The sequence below is a fragment of the Pseudoalteromonas sp. SR41-1 genome, assembly GCF_014164015.1.
GTDB classification, from domain to species: Bacteria; Pseudomonadota; Gammaproteobacteria; order Enterobacterales; family Alteromonadaceae; genus Pseudoalteromonas; species Pseudoalteromonas distincta.
Map to the genome: position 1 here is coordinate 72,708 of NZ_JACJEK010000022.1, position 14,186 is coordinate 86,893.

16 protein-coding genes are annotated in these 14,186 nt (G+C 39.8%); 8 read left to right on the top strand and 8 right to left on the bottom strand.

All coding sequences use genetic code 11. From position 1 onward, the window contains the following. Positions 1 to 119: 119 nt before the first annotated feature. On the top strand, positions 120 to 560 hold the full coding sequence (locus H5118_RS17490) for a PaaI family thioesterase (protein WP_149603343.1): 441 nt from the start codon (positions 120 to 122) through the stop codon (positions 558 to 560). Here H5118_RS17490 and H5118_RS17495 read toward each other — a convergent pair whose 3' ends face one another. Beyond that, positions 561 to 941, bottom strand: a complete 381-nt coding sequence (locus H5118_RS17495; RefSeq protein WP_024595094.1) for a hypothetical protein — start codon at positions 939 to 941, stop codon at positions 561 to 563. Between the two features lie 313 nt (positions 942 to 1,254). Here H5118_RS17495 and H5118_RS17500 point away from each other — a divergent pair, with 313 nt between their 5' ends. Then, complete coding sequence (locus tag H5118_RS17500; RefSeq protein WP_182749583.1) at positions 1,255 to 1,980, top strand: hypothetical protein; 726 nt, start codon at positions 1,255 to 1,257, stop codon at positions 1,978 to 1,980. 62 nt (positions 1,981 to 2,042) lie between these two features. On the opposite strand, the gene H5118_RS17505 is transcribed toward H5118_RS17500, so the two are convergent. Together H5118_RS17505 and H5118_RS17510 are read right to left on the bottom strand one after the other, a co-directional pair. Continuing rightward, positions 2,043 to 2,363, bottom strand: a complete 321-nt coding sequence (locus tag H5118_RS17505) for a chaperone modulator CbpM (protein ID WP_024599636.1) — start codon at positions 2,361 to 2,363, stop codon at positions 2,043 to 2,045. Further along, entirely contained in the window at positions 2,363 to 3,331 is a 969-nt protein-coding gene (locus H5118_RS17510) for a DnaJ C-terminal domain-containing protein (RefSeq protein ID WP_182725086.1), read from the bottom strand. Before H5118_RS17510 ends, H5118_RS17505 begins: the two co-directional genes overlap by 1 nt. A gap of 231 nt (positions 3,332 to 3,562) precedes the next feature. Here H5118_RS17510 and H5118_RS17515 point away from each other — a divergent pair, with 231 nt between their 5' ends. The 3 genes from H5118_RS17515 to H5118_RS17525 all read left to right on the top strand — a co-directional run bounded on the left by H5118_RS17515 (position 3,563) and on the right by H5118_RS17525 (position 6,295). Further along, complete coding sequence (locus H5118_RS17515; RefSeq protein WP_149603346.1) at positions 3,563 to 4,216, top strand: endonuclease; 654 nt, start codon at positions 3,563 to 3,565, stop codon at positions 4,214 to 4,216. Between the two features lie 100 nt (positions 4,217 to 4,316). Next, positions 4,317 to 5,924, top strand: coding sequence for a S41 family peptidase (locus H5118_RS17520; RefSeq protein ID WP_182692764.1), 1,608 nt, complete (start codon positions 4,317 to 4,319; stop codon positions 5,922 to 5,924). Continuing rightward, positions 5,924 to 6,295, top strand: coding sequence for a hypothetical protein (locus H5118_RS17525; protein ID WP_024605009.1), 372 nt, complete (start codon positions 5,924 to 5,926; stop codon positions 6,293 to 6,295). Before H5118_RS17520 ends, H5118_RS17525 begins: the two co-directional genes overlap by 1 nt. A gap of 71 nt (positions 6,296 to 6,366) precedes the next feature. Here the strand turns inward: H5118_RS17525 and hmpA are convergent, their stop codons facing one another. Next, a complete protein-coding gene (hmpA, locus tag H5118_RS17530; protein WP_182749584.1) occupies positions 6,367 to 7,548 on the bottom strand; it encodes an NO-inducible flavohemoprotein in 1,182 nt (393 codons plus the stop codon). 20 nt (positions 7,549 to 7,568) lie between these two features. Beyond that, the gene (locus tag H5118_RS17535) at positions 7,569 to 8,801 is read right to left on the bottom strand and encodes an NnrS family protein (protein WP_182749585.1); all 1,233 of its coding nucleotides are present in this window, start codon (positions 8,799 to 8,801) and stop codon (positions 7,569 to 7,571) included. Positions 8,802 to 9,080: 279 nt separating this feature from the next. Between H5118_RS17535 and norR the strand changes: the two genes are divergently transcribed. Further along, positions 9,081 to 10,637 (top strand): nitric oxide reductase transcriptional regulator NorR, encoded by a 1,557-nt coding sequence (norR, locus tag H5118_RS17540; protein WP_182749586.1) that lies wholly within the window; start codon positions 9,081 to 9,083, stop codon positions 10,635 to 10,637. Positions 10,638 to 10,669: 32 nt separating this feature from the next. Here norR and H5118_RS17545 read toward each other — a convergent pair whose 3' ends face one another. Then, complete coding sequence (locus H5118_RS17545) at positions 10,670 to 11,569, bottom strand: LysR family transcriptional regulator (RefSeq protein WP_182749587.1); 900 nt, start codon at positions 11,567 to 11,569, stop codon at positions 10,670 to 10,672. A 119-nt stretch (positions 11,570 to 11,688) separates the two neighbouring features. Here H5118_RS17545 and H5118_RS17550 point away from each other — a divergent pair, with 119 nt between their 5' ends. Further along, on the top strand, positions 11,689 to 12,255 hold the full coding sequence (locus H5118_RS17550; protein WP_008138682.1) for an NADPH-dependent FMN reductase: 567 nt from the start codon (positions 11,689 to 11,691) through the stop codon (positions 12,253 to 12,255). 21 nt (positions 12,256 to 12,276) lie between these two features. Here H5118_RS17550 and H5118_RS17555 read toward each other — a convergent pair whose 3' ends face one another. Further along, positions 12,277 to 12,717 (bottom strand): TerB family tellurite resistance protein, encoded by a 441-nt coding sequence (locus H5118_RS17555; protein ID WP_154904115.1) that lies wholly within the window; start codon positions 12,715 to 12,717, stop codon positions 12,277 to 12,279. A gap of 99 nt (positions 12,718 to 12,816) precedes the next feature. Here H5118_RS17555 and H5118_RS17560 point away from each other — a divergent pair, with 99 nt between their 5' ends. Then, positions 12,817 to 13,197, top strand: a complete 381-nt coding sequence (locus tag H5118_RS17560) for a hypothetical protein (RefSeq protein WP_039489163.1) — start codon at positions 12,817 to 12,819, stop codon at positions 13,195 to 13,197. A 2-nt stretch (positions 13,198 to 13,199) separates the two neighbouring features. Here the strand turns inward: H5118_RS17560 and H5118_RS17565 are convergent, their stop codons facing one another. Beyond that, positions 13,200 to 13,793, bottom strand: a complete 594-nt coding sequence (locus tag H5118_RS17565) for a hypothetical protein (protein ID WP_182695887.1) — start codon at positions 13,791 to 13,793, stop codon at positions 13,200 to 13,202. Positions 13,794 to 14,186 lie beyond the last annotated feature (393 nt).

Below are 14,186 nucleotides of genomic sequence, written 5' to 3' on the forward strand. Positions count from 1 at the left end.
AATAAAAATCGCAAATTTAAATTAAGCCTTAAAATAGCTAAAGTAATTTCACTTGTGTACATTTTAGGGATATAACTAAAGCTAAGTTTATAAATGATTAAAAATGCAAAGGAGACATTATGAGTATTTGGTACCAGCCCATCACCTTAGAGCTGTGCAAGCAGTTAGAACAAGGCATTAATGGCCAAGGAACATTAATGAAAACTATGGGGATAGAAGTCACAGAAATTGGCGATGATTATTTGGTTGCCACAATGCCGGCAATTCCTGAGCATCATAACCCAATGGGGATGGTTCACGGCGGTGCTAACGTTGTACTTGCCGAAACAGTTGCCAGCTATGCCGCTAACTTTGTTGTCGATTTTACTAAATTTTACTGTGTAGGACAGGAGATTAGCGCAAGTCATTTAAAAGCATCTCGCAACGGCACTTTAACAGCAACGGCAAGAGCGTTTCATATTGGCAAACGTAGTTCAGTGTGGGAAATAAAAATTACAAATAGCCGCAATGAGCTGTGCTGCGTATCAAAAATGACCGCAGCAGTCGTAGAGCGAAGATAGTTACTTTTCGATTGGGTAAATGGTAATTTCCATACCCGCACCAATCGCAGATATACGCAATAATGTATCTGCATCTAAGGCTTGATTAAAGCACTTAGGAGAAGTCCCTGATTCAAAACCAATATCAAACGTTCTACGTGAACAGCTTAACCATTGCTTTAGCGCGTTACGCGAACACGATTCAATAAGCTCACATATATGGTTTATGGCTTTATCAGGTGTGCTCACCTCACCTGTAGCTTCAATACGCGCTAGTTGACGGTATTCGTCTTTGTCATAATGTAAAATCGTCGCGACTTTTTTCAAGTCCGCCACTAGCAAACTAATATCTTGCTTTGATTCAAGCTCAAGATCTACATTTAAAAATTGAATTTCCGACATCGTTTCGTATTTATCCTCTAATAATTTCATTGCAAACTTTAACGCAGTTTTACCGTTATACCAAATCAACTATGCCCTAATAACCACTTTATATGGATATTTCGCAGCTTTTAAGTATTTTTTAGCATTTAAAGCTAGCTGGATATCAAACATCCAGCTCAATTAAACAGATAAGTCATGTTAGGAATTTAAGTGTAATCTTTTTTATTTTTAAATGATTACAGTAAGCTATAGTTTAAACTGCGACAAAATGTCGCAGTAACTTATCCCATTAATGTAATAAACTAGCCTCTAAAAATAATAAGACTAAAACATGAATAAAAAAATATTTAAACATGCTCGCAAGTTACATAAATGGTTAGGATATTTATTAGCACTACAAATTTTAGCATGGTTACTAGGTGGTTTAATTATGAGTGCAATCCCTCTTGATAAAGTTCATGGGGAGCATCTTGCAACACGTACTCTTAATAACCCATTTACGCAGGCTGATTATGTTGCCTCCCTTGACGATATTGCCACTCAGGTGGTTAATCCAACACAAATAATTTTTGAGAACTTCTTAACTACACCACTTATTACTGTCTTTAGTAATAACGAGCAGCAAAGCTTCAATGGAATAACAGGCCGACCATTTGAACCGCCAACTAAAATACAAATTACCGCAAATGCTAAAGCACACTTACTTATTGACGCTCAAGTAACAAGCGCTGTACTACTAAAGCAAGGTATGCGAGAAGTTGGATATAAAACCAATGTTTGGCAGGTACAATTTGACGACACATTTAACACAACACTGTACTTGTCAGAAAATAACGGCAAAGTTGTTACCGTTCGCAGCACGCTATGGCGAATATTCGACTTTTTTTGGATGTTACATATTATGGATTACGATGAGCGAGAGGATTTTAATAATCCACTGCTTATTAGCTTTTCAGCAACCAGTGTACTTTTTTGTTTAAGTGGAATATTACTACTTATACAAAATATACGACTAAAACGATTTATCCGAATTAAAAATAAGAATAAATCAAAGTAGTCATATTGGTTTTTGAGAGCTAGCGCCCACTTATCAAAGAGTAAATAAGCCTAGGGCTTATTTTATTCCAAGTGCTTAAATCGACTCAAATGTCGCTTTAACATTTCGTTTTCGAAAATCAACTCATCACGCTCATCCAGCAATTGTAAAACTAAAGCTATTGCCGACCAATCTAACGAAAAGTCATGTTGGATACGGGCCGCTTTTTTAACTAAGGTCACTGCAGATACCGTAAATTGCCACTGCGTAACATGATCCCCCTCAATTGGAACCGCAATATTATGCTCAACTAGCTCATATAAAATTGCTTCGCTAATATCACTGCTCAAACATAGCTCTTTGCTAGTAAGTAAATCGTCTTTTTGTGTCACGATAATTTGCATTATGGCTTGCTCCAGTTATTACGGGGATCAAAGTGAGCTTTTTTGGCTAATTCTTCCCACAGTTTTTTACTGGCATCATCAACAGATGTTGGATTAACAATTTTAAGCACAGCAAATAAATCACCTTTAGCTTTTTTACTCATTAATCCCTTACCTTTAATACGCAAGCGTTGACCAGACTGACTATTAGAAGGAATAGTTAATTGGATGTTTCCTGTCAACGTAGGTAAATTTAGCTTTGTACCAAGAGCCGCTTCCCATGGTGCAAGAGGGACAACTATATTTAGGTTATGACCTTCAACATCAAATAATGGGTGAGGCACTAAACTAATTTGTAAATACAAGTCGCCATTTTGCCCATTAGCTGACCCTAATCCGCCTTGCCCTTTTAGTCGAATTCGCTCGCCATTTACTGAGCCTGCAGGAATTTTCACTTTAAGTGATTTTTTAATTTCAGTGACACGGCCACTGCTGTCTCGCTGCGGTAACATAAACTCAACAGGCTTAACGGTATCAACTAAAGTCTCTTCAAGAAAAATTGGGAACTCTATTTCCACATCTTGTCCTTTTTGCGCGCGAGCGGCGTTACTTCTGCTCTGCCCGGAACGATCGAATCCACCAGCTCCGCCAAACATTGAATTAATAAAGTCAGAAAACTCTTGGTCGGTTTGAGGATCGCTTTGCTGATAATTACTTTGCGAAGAGGCATTGTTACCACCATAATGGCCTTGCTGTTGACGAGCACGATTTTGTTGGTGACGACGTAACTCGTCGTATTTTACCCGTTCTTCTTTGTTATGGATGACTTCGTAAGCTTCTGCTATTTCTTTAAACTTATCTTCTGCTTGAGGCTCTTTGCTTACATCTGGGTGATATTTTCTGGCTAACTTTTTATAAGCAACTTTAACCGCTTTATCATCTGCATCAGGCGATATTCCAAGCACTGCATAATAATCAACAAATTTCATTTGCAATCCAAATCCTCATATTGAGTAAGCTTTAAGCATACTCCTTAACGGGTAACCTTGTGTGGTTAAAATACGATAAATAGTGAGAAATAAATGAATAGTGAAAATAACTTTGAGTAAAAAATTAATCAGGCACTTTTTATTAATATAAGCGTAGGCCTTAAGTTAACTTTATCTTTTATCTTCAAGGCTTTAAACTGCCTATTCCTGTAGTTCACATTTGTGATGGATATGACTCGATTTATTCTGGCCTTATTGGCTTGTTGTGTGTGCGTTTCGGTATCAGCTGAACAATTTACCCGTTTTTCAACGGCTAAAAGACATTTAATTAAAACCCTACCTGACAACGCCAAAAGCATTTACTGCGGCTGTGATATTAAAAAAGAAGGCAAAAAACTCGTTCCTGATCCGTCTAACTGTGGTTACATTCCTCGAAATACCCTTACCCGCTCAGGCAAAGTAAATGTGCGAGCACTACGCATTGAGTGGGAACACATTGTTCCGGCGTGGGAATTTGGTCACCAGCTACAATGCTGGCAAGATGGCGGGCGTAAAAACTGCCGTAAAGTAAGTGCTAAATTTAGAAAAATGGAAGCTGATATAAATAACTTAGCGCCAGCTATTGGCGAAATTAATGCCGATCGCTCTAATTATCGTTTTGGTATGCTTAGCGAAAACGCCACACAATATGGTCGTTGCGAAGTAAAAGTAAACTTTAAGCAACGTGTAGTTGAACCGCCTGTTTATGCACGAAAACGTATAGCTGACACCTACGCTTACATGCAAAAAACATACGGTTTAAAAATCTCTGATAAACAGCAAAAGTTATTTAATGCATGGCAAAAGCAAGCATTCGCAGATACAAGTAGTGCGAGCAAGCTCTAAGCTTTAACACTCGTTTACATAAATCAAAGTTATAAATGTTGAATAAACGAGCGAGTGTTGTAATATTTTAAACAACTTATTTACAAAAAAGCCCTTAACTATGTTTAAAAATAATAAAACCTCGCTTGCCATTTTCACTGCATTTGCGGGCTTTGCTTTGACCGGTTGTGGCGGCGGCGGTAGCGGTATCGACTCAGCCCCTGTAGTTACAACACCTGTTAGTAGCAGTCCAACATGGACTGCGGGTGTATTTGAACCCTCTAACGATTTAAAAAACTTTTGCGAAACCCCGCGTACGGGTAACGATCCCTTTAATAACAACGAGCCTTACCCAGATCAAGCCGGTTCTGCCCTTTACGAAAAACTCTGGCTTCGTTCTTGGAGCGACGAAACCTACCTTTGGTATGATGAGATTGCCGATAACGATCCTGAAAGCTTTGCCACAGTAGCCGATTATTTTGCCCAATTAAAAACAGAGCAGCTTACCGACTCAGGAGCAAAAAAAGATAACTTTCATTTTTCAGAACCTACTGAAGATTACTTTCAAGAAGCGCAATCGGGCGTTACTTCTGGTTACGGTATAAATTGGGCGTTTATTGGCGATACAGCCGACCGTATTTTACGCGTTGCTTATCTTGAAGATGATTCACCTGCAAGCCAAATAGGCTTTCAACGTGGTGATACTGTACTTTCAGTTGACGGTGTTAGCATTAATACCAATACACAGTCGGGTGTAGATACGCTTAACGAAGGTTTATTTAGTCCTACTAACGGCGACTCACATACTATTGTTGTACGCAGTAACGATGGCGCCGAAAAAACATTTAATGTAACCGCTGGCAATATTGAACAAACACCGGTTCAAAATGTTAAAACGATTACAACCGCAAATGGTTCAAGCGTGGGTTACATGCAATTTAATAGCCATATAAGCATTGCCCAAGAAGGGCTTATTGATGCAGTAAATAAGTTTAAAACCGATGGTATTGATGAGCTTGTAATCGACTTTAGATATAACGGTGGTGGTTTATTAGCACTGTCGGCACAATTAGCTTATATGGTTGCCGGTAATGCCAACGTTAACAACCGCTTTTATTATCAAACTCAACAAAACGATAAACAACCCGTTGATTCACCTTTTCCATTTATTGATGAAGAAATAGATTACTCTACTTTTTTTAGCACAGGTGAAAACCTACCTGATTTAAACTTATCGAAGGTTTATGTATTAAGCACATCAGGCACCTGTTCGGCATCAGAAGCTTTTATTAATGGTTTAAAAGGTATAGACGCAGAAGTTATTTTAATTGGCGATACAACCTGCGGTAAGCCCTATGGCTTTACCCCAACTCACAACTGCGCAACAACCTATTACACTATTCAATTTAGTGGGGTAAATAGCAAAGGATTTGGCGAATACGCTGCGGGTTTTACACCAACCCCTACGCCACAATTTGATGCTGATGTTCAAGGTTGTGAAATTGAGGACGACTTTGATCATCAGTTAGGCGACAGTGACGAGGCCGTTTTAGCCACCGCATTGTTTCATGTTGAAAATGGCAATTGCCCAATTAGAACGGCTGCTGCAAAAGCAGAGCCAGCTAATTTTTCAAGCTCTCGTGAATCTCTCATTCCTTTAAATATGCCTGAGCAATTTACCCAGCGTAATATGGACTTAACTTGGCCAACACTGAGTGAGGAAAGGTAATGGCTAAATTAGTACTCCCATTAGCTACCTTATTCGCTTTAGGTGGATGCCAAAGTGTAAATAGTGATCCCGCTAAACCCGCTATATTAACGAGCGTTAATCCTAGCGTTATTGCAACACTACAACAGGCAATTCAACAAGCTAAGGGAGGCGCATTAGTAACACTTTCCGATTCCGTATTTACTAAACGTAGCGAACTGCTAATTGATCATGCAATGAGTAAAGGGTCTGATGGCAGAGTAATTATGGGCGCGCATAATATAAAATCTGAGAAGTTTATTTTGCAACTACGTAATAACCAATGCGAGCTTTACTATCCTAAAAAAGAGCTTACTACAGTACTTGAAGGTGTGACCTGTAAAGAGTTATAAGGCACTTTATTAGCGTTTATAAAAAGGCGCGCAGCACATCGCTGTACGCCTTTTTCTATTTTAAAGCGTTATTACAAGTCTTCATGCGGACCAAACACTTCATAATGAATCTGCTCGTTTTTAACACCTAGTTCAAGTAACTGCTTTTTTATAAATGCCATAAAACCGGCAGGACCACATAAGTAAAAGTCGCCATTACTCAATGGTAGCTGTGCTTGTACTGCATTTAGGTTCATTAACCCAGTAAAGTCAGCGCCCTCTGTCGCTTGGTTAAACCACGTTATTGTTTTCAAGTGGTTATTCTGCGCTGTTAGATCATATAAATATTTTGAAAACGAATGTTGCTGAGTATTTTCGCAAGCATGTAAATACATAATCTCTTGATTAGAATTGTCACTTAATAACGTTTCAAGCATAGCCAGCATTGGCGTTTGCCCAACACCTGCTGAAATGAGAACCACTGGACTTGTGTTATTGCGTAAAAAGAAGTCTCCTGCCGGCGGGTATAGCTCAACAATAGTGCCTTGCTCTAATGAGTGTAAATGATTAGACACCATGCCAGGCTTTGGCTGTAGCTCTTTTTTAACACTAATACGGTAGTTTTTAGCGTTACTTTTTTGTGAAATAGAATACTGGCGAATTTCTTCATATTCAGCGCCCTCTGGCTTAACTTTAATACCTAAATACTGCCCTGGTTTATGTGTAATAACAGCTTCGCCATCAACTGGCGTAAGTGTAAAACTCGTTACTAGTTCTGATTCAGCCTGTTTGTTGGTTATTTCAAATTGGCGAGTTCCCGCCCAACCACCGTGTTTATTTTTACTGTGCTCATACAAAGCAGCTTCTTCGGTTATACAAATATCAGCAAGTACGCCGTAAGCTTCGCGCCAAGCGTATTCAACATCGGGAGTAAATTGCTCAGGAAGAAGCTCTTTAAGCGTACCAATTAAGTGTGCACCTACAATAGGGTAATGCTCAGGTAAAATATTCAAGCTTGTATGCTTATGATTAATACGTGTTAGCGCTTCTTTTAATACGGCTAAATTATCAATATTTTGTGCATACGCAGCCAATGCATTAAAAAGTGCAAATTGCTGACGACCTGTATCTTGATTCGCCATATTAAAAATATTTTTAAGCTCAGGATTATGGCTAAATAAACGCTTATAAAAATGATCGGTAACAACCGTACCCGCCTGCGCTAATAACGGAACTGTGCTTTTTACAATCTCAATGGTTTTATCAGATAACATATGTGTTTCCTATGGATGAACTAACCACGACGCCCATCAACACGACGCCGCGTTAATATAGGTGTGCAGTGAATTAAAAATAATGAAAAAGCCACTAACCACAGCAAAGCACTTATTTGCCAAGCAAGGTGAGGCCCAATAATAAAAGGGAGTAATGAACGAGTAATAGCGGCCACAAGCAAAAACGCAAAAGCAACAGCCATGTAATGAGGAATAGCGAGTGTACGCCCTGTATGACCATGTGATACACGCGTCATCATTGCTAAAATCATCATACCTATTGTGCCAATAGTGATTAAGTGCAGCGCATCTTTAAATTGTATTGCACTGCTATAAAAGCTAAATGCAACCATCATTAACCCTACGCCTAACGCTAAGTAGGAAAAATGTAAAGACCATAACAACGGCACTCTCAATACCTTGCTATCCCACCAACAACCAGCCCTAAGCAGGTGAAGCGCAGCAACAGTTGCAACAACTAACGCAGGATTAATCGTGTTCAAAAACAACTTGTTGATGAAAAATAAAGTGATAGCCACAATAGATAAATACATAACAGCTTTATCTATTTTAGGAGTGCGAACTTGTGCGGCTAACCCCAGACCTTTAGCGGTAAAAAATGGTAAAACGCGGCCCGCAACAATGCCAACTAGTAAAGTAATAACCAGCACTGCGGTATCAACCACACCAAGTGCAAGCTGCATGTTTTGTTGTAAAACAAGTATTAAATACAATACATTGAGCCCACAAAGCACAGCTAAAATAGCTAAAAACGGATAGTTACTTTTGCTATTGGCTTTTAATAACATATTAGCCAACGCGGTTATGGCGCCTAGCCACCAAATAACTTGTAATGTAAGTGCAGCATATAAATTAAAATGAGCAATATCTGGCAGTACTACAAAAAATGCTAAGCGCGCTGCAAGCCATATAAACGTAAGCCACATAAGGGCTTTGCCACTTATGCTCGGCACGCCTGTCCACGTTTGTGCTGCGGTAAGTAAAAAGCCAACAGCTACAACTCCTGCAAAGCCAAACAGCATTTCGTGCGCGTGCCATAATGTCGCAGGTATCGATAAGTGCCAACTTGCATGGCCTGTTAAAATAAGTTGCCAATACCCCACTGACAAAAATGCCAATAAGCCACCGCCTAAAAAGAAAGGCCTAAAAGCTAGCATCCATAACGGCCATTGAGATACTTGATGAATAGCAACGCGTGCTGGCATTGGCTCAGTTAAGTTTATAGGGCGCATTATTTTATTTCCTGCCCTACACCATACTGAGCAAAAAAGTATTCAGCGCACGCTAGTGCCTCATGCAGTGAACTAAACTGTGTTTGATTATTTAAATTATTCAGCATTAGTGTGTTCATGGCGATCTCTGTAACTAACTACGTTACTTAGCTATTACACATACTGTGCCAACAAGTTTAATTAATTAAATTCAACAAGTTAAATTAAATCACTTTGCAGTGTGAGTCTTTATGACCTACTATAAATTAACTCATAAAAACACAAATAGGTCATTTTGACGTGAACCAGCAATTCAACCTTACACAAGTTGCTCTAGAGCTTGCTCAGAGTACACTACACGAGCATAGCTTTGATCAATTACTAGCAACGGTTGAGCGGGTTATTCCTAGTGATGCAAGTGCGTTATTAGTGCTTCAGGGCGAACAATTAAAACCACTGGCAATTAAAGGATTAATGCCCGACAGTTTAGGCAGACGATTTAAAATAGTAGAACACCCTCGCCTAGAAGCTATTTGCAAAAGCACACTCGCGCTTCAATTTGCGCACGACTGCCCACTACCCGATCCATACGACGGATTACTATTAGCTAAAACCGGCGACATACCGGTACATGCATGTTTAGGTTTACCTCTTTATGATAAAAACGCGCTACTTGGCGTACTTACGTTTGATAGCCTTAACGCCAATGCATTTAACAGCATAAGCGCTGATACACTCAATACCTTACAAACGCTGTGTAGCGCGCACTTTAAAACGGCCTTAGAACTTGCCCATTACAAACAGCATGCACAGCACTCAAGTGCATTAGTACAAGAACTAAATCGTGAAGCATTAACACGTGACGGCGGTGAAATTATTGGTCAAAGTCCACTAATGCAAACACTTAAAAACGAAATTAAACTCGTTGCAGCATCTAACTTTAGCGTGCTTATATTAGGCGAAACAGGGGTAGGGAAAGAACTTGTTGCGCGTAACATTCACTTAAATTCAGCTCGAAAAGATCAACCGCTTATTCACTTAAATTGTGCATCGCTTCCCGAAAACCTCGCTGAAAGTGAATTTTTTGGTCATGCGAAGGGGGCTTTTACAGGCGCACAAAATTCGCGCCAAGGTAAATTTCAATTAGCTGATGGCGGCACGTTATTTTTAGATGAAATTGGCGAACTACCCCTTGCCATGCAAAGTAAACTATTACGAGTGCTACAAAGTGGCGAAATACAAACGGTAGGAGAAGACACGCCAAAGTACGTAGATGTACGCGTCATTGCTGCAACCAACAGAAATTTAAAAGAAGAAGTAGCTCAAGGTCGCTTTAGAGCCGATTTATACCATCGCCTCAGTGTCTACCCTATTACTGTGCCACCACTTAGTAAACGCGAGCACGACATAACACTCTTAGCTGGTTATTTTATCGAGCAAACAGCACGTAAATTAGGGATAAAACAATTAAAACTAAGCCCTGAAGCGCAAGTATTGCTTAATCAGTACAACTGGCCAGGTAACGTGCGCGAGCTTGAACACGTCATTAGCCGCAGCGCCCTTAAAGAAAAACAAAGCCAATGGCAAAATCCGATAATAACCATTACAAGCGAGCACTGTGACTTAACACCGAGTGCGCCGCAAAACTCTCTAGTAGCAAGCCAAAGTACAACCAACACCTTAATCAACCAACCTTTAAAGCAAGCTGTAGAATCGTTGCAATACAACGTAATTACCGAGCAATTAAAGAAGCATAACTACAACTGGTCAGCAGCAGCAAGAGTACTTGAATTAGATAGAGCAAACTTAGTACGCTTGGCTAGACGCCTAGGGATAGAAGTAAAAAAAACACTATAATCATTTAAAATACAGCTAAAACGCTGCTAAAACTATTGATTAGCAGCTAACTTACTAAAGTGTGTTTTTAACAACCCTGCAAAAGCTTGTACTTTAGCAGTACGATGCACTAAGTGATGCGTGACTAACCATACATCGGTAGGCCAGCTTAACTCACTGTGTAATATAGGCACTAAATCAGGATATTGCGCCGCTACGTCATGTTGTAATCCGCCAATGCCTAGCCCTTTAATGATTGCACGAGTCGCTTCTGCAGTTTCAGATACTCGCAGCTTTATTTGCGATGCAGGAATGTGCTCATCAGCCCATGCAAAATAAGGCACGCGGGCATTAAAACCAGCCACGCCCGATACAAAGTTATGTTGTTGTAAATCACTTAATAATTTAGGCATACCGTATTTATTAATGTAACGTTTATTAGCGTATAAACCCGATGAAAGCTGCGCCAAATGCTGAGCAATATAATCGCCTTCATCAGGCCTTGGGCCTGCACGCACTGCAATATGTGCTTGTCCGTGATCGAGCCTTAGCCTTTTTTGTTCTAAAATAACCTCAAGCTGCACTTGTGGATGTAGCGCCTGAAATTGCTCACATACATCACCAAGTATATCCATGAAGCCACTTACCGTCGTTAGCAACAAACTACCTCTAAGGGTGCTATCGGCCGCTACTATATCGTTATGTAACTGCTCTAAGGAGCTATGGATTGTTTGTGCTGTTGCAAATAACTTGGTGCCAATTTCAGTAACCTTGTAGCCACGAGCATGGCGATGAAAAAGCCGTGCATTTAAGTTTTTTTCAAGATTATTAATTCGCCTAAGCACTGTGCTGTGGTGCACATTAAGCTCCTCGGCCGCTGCTGTTAGCGTGCCTAACCGTGCTACTTCGAACGCAACTTTAACGTCTTGCCAATCTTCAAATTTTATCGCCATGCTGCCTACCTTTTACTTATGTGCATATACGCACACAAGTGTTGCGTTTATTAGGGTTTTCTACAAGTGAAATTTTGCTACATTAGTCATGTAACTTAAAACATTAAAAGGCCACTACCATGTCAGCACCAAAAATTATCGCCCTAGCTGGAAGCCTTCGCCAAGAAAGCTTTAACCAAAAAATTATTAATGAGGCAGCACGTTTTGCTCTACAAACAGGTGCTGAAGTAGAAGTAATAAAACTAAACGAATTAAACATCCCACTATTTAACGAAGATATTGAAGCGCAAGGTACACCAAGCGATGTACAGCTTTTAAAAGATAAGCTACGTACAGCCGACGGTATTTTACTAGCAAGCCCAGAGTACAACGGCTCTATTACCGCAGCACTAAAAAATGCGATTGATTGGGCATCGCGTACAGAGCAAGGTGCTGTTCCTGCTTTTCGTAATAAAGTGGTTGCTTTGTTTGCAGCATCGCCTGGTGGGCTTGGCGGCTTACGCGGTTTAAATCATGTGCGTGATATATTAAGCGGCATTGGATCGTTAGTACTTGCCGATCAACTTGCAGTACCCGCTGTGCACACACTGTTTAATGAGAATGGGCAAATAAATGAACCTGTAACGGCTGAAAAAGTATCAGCCCTCGCTCATCAGTTAGTAAGCGTTGCAAGTAAGTTAAGATAACTTGCACGCCTAAATAACTAATTACTTTGTCGCTGCTATTTTGGCGGCGATAAAGTCGGTATGCGTTACATATAAAAGCCCTGCTACTTTACGTATAACGTAGTCTTCTTGGGGATCTATTTCTCCATCGGCATACGCTAAGCGCCATAATAACTCTATTATTTCTATTCGCTGCTCCGCGCTACAATGCTCATTAATCTGTTTTGAAAACTGAAAGTAATCTATCGAATCATCTAAGCTACTTGCCGCATTATTAGTAAGCTCATTAACCTCAGTGTCTGTTAAATTAAAGTACTTTTTTAAGGTTACAGTCAGGGTTCGTTGTTCATCATGTTCAAGCTTGGTATCTGCGCGCATAACTTCAATTAATAATGCAGCAACCGCTGTTTTTAAGTCGTGCTCTTGCATACTTGGCTGCTGTTCATCGAATACAGCAAAAAGTTGTTTTATTTGTTTGAACATCACACTTTCCCTTTTTGGGTGTTAGACTAATACGTAAAGAAATCGACCTTATTACTCTTATTAATGGGTATAAAGTTCGCAAATTAAAGGATACATTTTATGAAAGGAATAAACACACCACGCTTATTTATAGGCGCTACGCTGGTGGCCCTTTCGAGTGCAAATACTGCACTTGCTGAAAAAGCCGAAACCGAGAAGCTCTACGACTTTGATAACAAAGTACATTACTACCAAACACAAATTGGCGAAGACAACTATAAAATAGAAATCCAGTCAGACGATTACAAACACTTTACCAATCAAAGTGTATTTTTGTTACGTCATGCTGACCGTCTATGCCGCGGCAATACCTTTATGTTGAAAGTACTTGAAGGCGTGCAAGAGTACGAACGCTTTCCAACAAAACCACGCGCTTACCAACCAGATTTAAGTGTTTTACTCCAATGCGAAACTAAAGAAGATACAAGTAAAGGTAAGTAACCTTAGTCTTTATAACCCCAAGGTGCTGATGGTGGAATAATCGGTTTAGTTAAATCAAAATCCACCTTAAACTCACGTCCTTGACGAATTAATCGATAAGTAAATACTTCTGGGTAAATATACATTTGCCATGTATTACCTACAGACTGCGCAAGACCTTGTTTTACAAATAACTCTTTAGAGTATTGGTCTGCTGGAAACGACTGCATTTGCGCAAACCCTGCATCAAGCGTATGGCCACCATACATAGTTGATGCGTCGTCTGTTCCATCTCTATGACGATGATCGTGCTTTAAACTCAAGCCGCTACCCGTTTTAGTTATGATCCACGTACGTGATGCATCGTCTCCTACATGAAACGGTACTTGTAACTCAGTCTCACTACATTTACGTACATGCATAACCAGTTTTTTATCTGTAAATGAGCTTGGGCCTTTCGCGTTATCTACCGCTACTTCACCTTCAAAAGCTTTACCACAATGCGCTGCAATACTATTAAAAAAGGCATCATGAGTAGGAATAGACACTAACGGTGCAGGGCGTGCAAAGGCTGTCGATGAAGCAAGTAATAAAGTTGCTGCAGTTAATAATTTCATTTGTTTCTCGTTATAGTTATTTTAAAACACCTGTAATAGTACAGTTTTCTTAAGTACTTTATTAGAAGTATCTATATAAAAATGAGAACGGGACAGCTAGATAAAATTTTAAGTAATGATTAACGACTAAATATCTCTGTACTCATTAACAATCCTACTTTTATAAATATTAATTGCACACTTCTAGATGTGATTTTAACGTCGGGAGTCGCTACGCTCGCCCGGCCTACGAGATGGGTGTTGCTATGAGTGGATGATAATTGCGCACATTTTACTTTTCTGCAGACGTAAAAAAGCCCGACTATTTCTAGTCGGGCTCTCTACAATTTGAAGCCTGGTAATGTCCTACTTTCACATAGCAAATGCTACACTATCATCGGCGCTGTTTCGTTT

Bases quoted from the DNA above. Each gene is read 5' to 3' on its own strand.
- H5118_RS17550 (WP_008138682.1), top strand. From the start codon at position 11,689: ATGTCAGCACCAAAAATTATCGCCCTAGCTGGAAGCCTTCGCCAAGAA.
- H5118_RS17505 (WP_024599636.1), bottom strand. From the start codon at position 2,363: ATGCAAATTATCGTGACACAAAAAGACGATTTACTTACTAGCAAAGAG.
- H5118_RS17500 (WP_182749583.1), top strand. From the start codon at position 1,255: ATGAATAAAAAAATATTTAAACATGCTCGCAAGTTACATAAATGGTTA.
- H5118_RS17555 (WP_154904115.1), bottom strand. From the start codon at position 12,717: ATGTTCAAACAAATAAAACAACTTTTTGCTGTATTCGATGAACAGCAG.
- H5118_RS17525 (WP_024605009.1), top strand. From the start codon at position 5,924: ATGGCTAAATTAGTACTCCCATTAGCTACCTTATTCGCTTTAGGTGGA.
- H5118_RS17490 (WP_149603343.1), top strand. From the start codon at position 120: ATGAGTATTTGGTACCAGCCCATCACCTTAGAGCTGTGCAAGCAGTTA.
- H5118_RS17535 (WP_182749585.1), bottom strand. From the start codon at position 8,801: ATGCGCCCTATAAACTTAACTGAGCCAATGCCAGCACGCGTTGCTATT.
- H5118_RS17515 (WP_149603346.1), top strand. From the start codon at position 3,563: ATGACTCGATTTATTCTGGCCTTATTGGCTTGTTGTGTGTGCGTTTCG.
- H5118_RS17520 (WP_182692764.1), top strand. From the start codon at position 4,317: ATGTTTAAAAATAATAAAACCTCGCTTGCCATTTTCACTGCATTTGCG.
- H5118_RS17495 (WP_024595094.1), bottom strand. From the start codon at position 941: ATGTCGGAAATTCAATTTTTAAATGTAGATCTTGAGCTTGAATCAAAG.
- H5118_RS17560 (WP_039489163.1), top strand. From the start codon at position 12,817: ATGAAAGGAATAAACACACCACGCTTATTTATAGGCGCTACGCTGGTG.
- H5118_RS17510 (WP_182725086.1), bottom strand. From the start codon at position 3,331: ATGAAATTTGTTGATTATTATGCAGTGCTTGGAATATCGCCTGATGCA.
- H5118_RS17545 (WP_182749587.1), bottom strand. From the start codon at position 11,569: ATGGCGATAAAATTTGAAGATTGGCAAGACGTTAAAGTTGCGTTCGAA.
- hmpA (WP_182749584.1), bottom strand. From the start codon at position 7,548: ATGTTATCTGATAAAACCATTGAGATTGTAAAAAGCACAGTTCCGTTA.
- H5118_RS17565 (WP_182695887.1), bottom strand. From the start codon at position 13,793: ATGAAATTATTAACTGCAGCAACTTTATTACTTGCTTCATCGACAGCC.